This is a genomic window from Endozoicomonas sp. SESOKO3 (assembly GCF_024606255.1).
Genome location: NZ_JAHHPR010000367.1, coordinates 1 through 2,952, shown reverse-complemented (window position 1 = coordinate 2,952; position 2,952 = coordinate 1). Strand labels below are relative to the sequence as shown.

4 protein-coding genes are annotated in these 2,952 nt (G+C 42.9%); 2 read left to right on the top strand and 2 right to left on the bottom strand.

Annotated elements, in window-relative coordinates:
• Positions 1 to 1,344 (top strand): hypothetical protein (locus KDK18_RS06520; RefSeq protein ID WP_257254062.1); only part of this gene is annotated, 1,344 nt, incomplete at its 5' end.
• Positions 1,345 to 1,681: 337 nt separating this feature from the next.
• Here the strand turns inward: KDK18_RS06520 and KDK18_RS06515 are convergent.
• Together KDK18_RS06515 and KDK18_RS06510 are read right to left on the bottom strand one after the other, a co-directional pair.
• The gene (locus KDK18_RS06515) at positions 1,682 to 2,128 is read right to left on the bottom strand and encodes a universal stress protein (RefSeq protein WP_257254061.1); all 447 of its coding nucleotides are present in this window, start codon (positions 2,126 to 2,128) and stop codon (positions 1,682 to 1,684) included.
• 43 nt (positions 2,129 to 2,171) lie between these two features.
• A complete protein-coding gene (locus KDK18_RS06510) occupies positions 2,172 to 2,339 on the bottom strand; it encodes a hypothetical protein (RefSeq protein WP_257254060.1) in 168 nt (55 codons plus the stop codon).
• 354 nt (positions 2,340 to 2,693) lie between these two features.
• Between KDK18_RS06510 and KDK18_RS06505 the strand changes: the two genes are divergently transcribed.
• A partial coding sequence (locus KDK18_RS06505) for an enoyl-CoA hydratase-related protein (protein ID WP_257254059.1) occupies positions 2,694 to 2,952 on the top strand: 259 nt, incomplete at its 3' end.

Below are 2,952 nucleotides of genomic sequence, written 5' to 3'. Positions count from 1 at the left end.
GGTGATAGCCTGACCATTGCAAGCATGATTGCGCAAGTGAAGGCGAGTCTTCAAATTAACGTTGACCAAAATCAGAATGCAATCTTAGAAACGCTATCTTATATCCAAGGTACCGAGTCGCCTGTTAATCCGGGCAGTTCACAACATCAACAGAGTCTTGCATATTTAATGCTGGCTTACTACACAGCCATAAATTCAAGTAGTGCTTCCTCACAAAGTGCCCATGCTTTTTTTACTTCATTCCTGCTTCACGCCGCTGACATGGCAGGAATGTGTGGATTTCTCCACCACCTGCACGCAGCTCAACTATTAGGCAGAGATAAGCCGATTAAAGATAAAGAGCTTTTAAAAGAAAATGTTGCAATATCATATTTAGTATTTTCTGGTCTAAAAGATTTAGTAACAGAACGCATTAAGTTTTTACAGCAATTGGAGGATTCCTTAGAGTCTGAGCAATCCGGTAAGTCAGTTGATGCATTACTTAGAGACGCTGCCAAACTGCTCAACGATGGCATTGATAGGAACGGAATGTCGAGTTATAAGCGACAGCTAAAATCAGCTGAACGAATGCTGGAACTTATAGAAAAATATGGTGAAGATGAACCAGGATTAGTAGCCTGGAACTATCAGTTTTTGAATTTAATTGATGTTATTAGACTCATAATTAACCCTTTTGCACCGGAATGCGAATATCCGAATGTAAATATTGAAAGCATAGAGAATTATTTTAGAGAATCAGGTAAGAGGACGAGTTTTTATTCCGGTAGAAGAAAAAGAAATGAGTTATTTAAAGAAATAAAAAAAGTTCTGGTTGATGCGACACTTGAACAAGGAAATCAAGATGTTAAATCATTTAAAAAATTGTTTGTATACCTAAAAATATATTTAGCGCAACAATTACACTTAACGTTTACTGTTGAAAATGATTGCGATGTCATAATGGAGACCCTCGCTATAGGATTTAGGGCCCTATTGGAACAATCATATGATTTATTGGCACTGCTTCCTGATACAGCTATTGGCTCCAATGACACTGGGCAGGGTGATCAAGTCATGCATGACATGGCAGCTAAGGGGCAAGGAGGCAAAGAGCCTGGCGAAGAAGAGAAGAGGAAAAAACATCAGGAAAAACGGATAAAGTACTTAAAAAAACTCGTCGTATGGCTCGAGTATTGCCTTTGTAGTAATGATCATTCTGACAGCAGTGAATCTGAAAAAACTGATACTGACAGCAGTGATTTTGAAAGTCTTCATGGTAAGAGTGATTTTGAAGTGACTGATTCTGACATGAATGATTTTGACGGGGATGACGTTGACATTCCGGAAGGCGTAACTCGTAATTGAAATAATCGCAGTCGAAACCGAAAAAGAAAAATCTCACTAACAAGCTTCATCGTGAGTTGTAAGCTTTACGAGGAGAGCTTGAAAAACTGGAAGAAGAACTGATTCAGTGGGAAAAGATCATCGCTGGATCTGCTTTCTATAAGGGCGATCATGACGTCATTCAATCCACGTTGGTGTGCCTGGCAGTCGCCAACCAGGACATCGAAGAAAAGATCGAACGTTGAGAAGTACTTGAAAATATGAGTTAACAGACGTTCCTTTTTTAGTTGGGAGTCAGCTGTCGTCAGTGTGCGGTCAGAACGGCTATCTGCCAACTGTTAACTCACCGCTTTTGTTCTTATTTGCTGTTGTTTTTTCCCACTCTTACCGCCAGAACATCACAGCATGCACCATGCAGGATGCTGGTGGATGTTGAGCCGAGAATCAGGGCCAAACCATGCCTGCCATGACTCCCAACCACGATCAGGTCAACGTCAGACTCGTCAGCGATGCGATGTACTTCTCTTTCCGGGCGCCCGTATACGACGTGCTGTTCACCCTTGTCCAGGTGAATGCTTTCAGCCAAACGTGATATACGCTCTCTGGCCTGCTGGGTGATTTCATCCTGAAGGGTTGTAAGATCCAGTGGAATATCGCTGCCATAAGCGACACTCAACGGCTCAACCACGTGCACCAGGGTCAGTCTGGCCTGATAGATTTCTGCAAGAGACTTGGCCTTATCCAATACATCGTCTGCTTCATCAGACAGGTCAATAGCAACGAGAATATGGTTATATTGACTCATAGACTGTTTCTCTCTTCCCGGATGTTTTATGAAGAAATGCAGCTCATTCCAGTTGCATAGCCATTTTTATCATCTGAGCCGGTGAGCTGCATTTCCGGATCATGGCTGTGTCGATGTTTTTATCATCGGGCCACGAGTAACTATCTTGTGTACTCATCGCCTTAAATGCTAAAGGGTGTTCGACCACCTGTGCTCTCTTTATATCAACCATAAGAAAATACGATTGATTGCAGGCATCATAGACCAAACGCTTACATTGTATGGCTGTACCTTGAGTTGTCCAAGTAAATTTCTGGTAAGTATTTGCTCTGAATCAGTATATTTGCGGATTTATTGGTGTTCATTTTCTTGACTTTGGCACAGAATTCAAAGAAGGTAGGCTCAAAAATTCAAACGGTTGTATGAATTTCTGGCGAGCACTGTCTAAGATGCATCCATCAGGAGCCAGACTGAGAATAAACTGCCATTATCCATAGGGCCGCTATTCTCAGTCTGGCTCCTGACGCCATTTGTACAGACGTCAGTCATTAACGCAACCTTTTTCAATCCGTCCGGAGAGAGATAAATGATATATCAGGGGAAAGCATTCAAGGTTCTGGCACTTGAAAGCGGCATCGCTGAGTTGAGGTTTGACCTGGAAGGGGAGTCGGTGAACAAGTTCAACCGGCTGGCCATAGAAGATCTGAATGGTGCAGTTCAGGCCATCAAGGCGGACGACTCCATCAAGGGTGTCGTTCTGACCAGTGGCAAGGAAGGCGTCTTCATTGTTGGTGCCGACATCAAGGAGTTTACCTCCAACTTCCGTCAGGAAGAAAGTGAGCTGC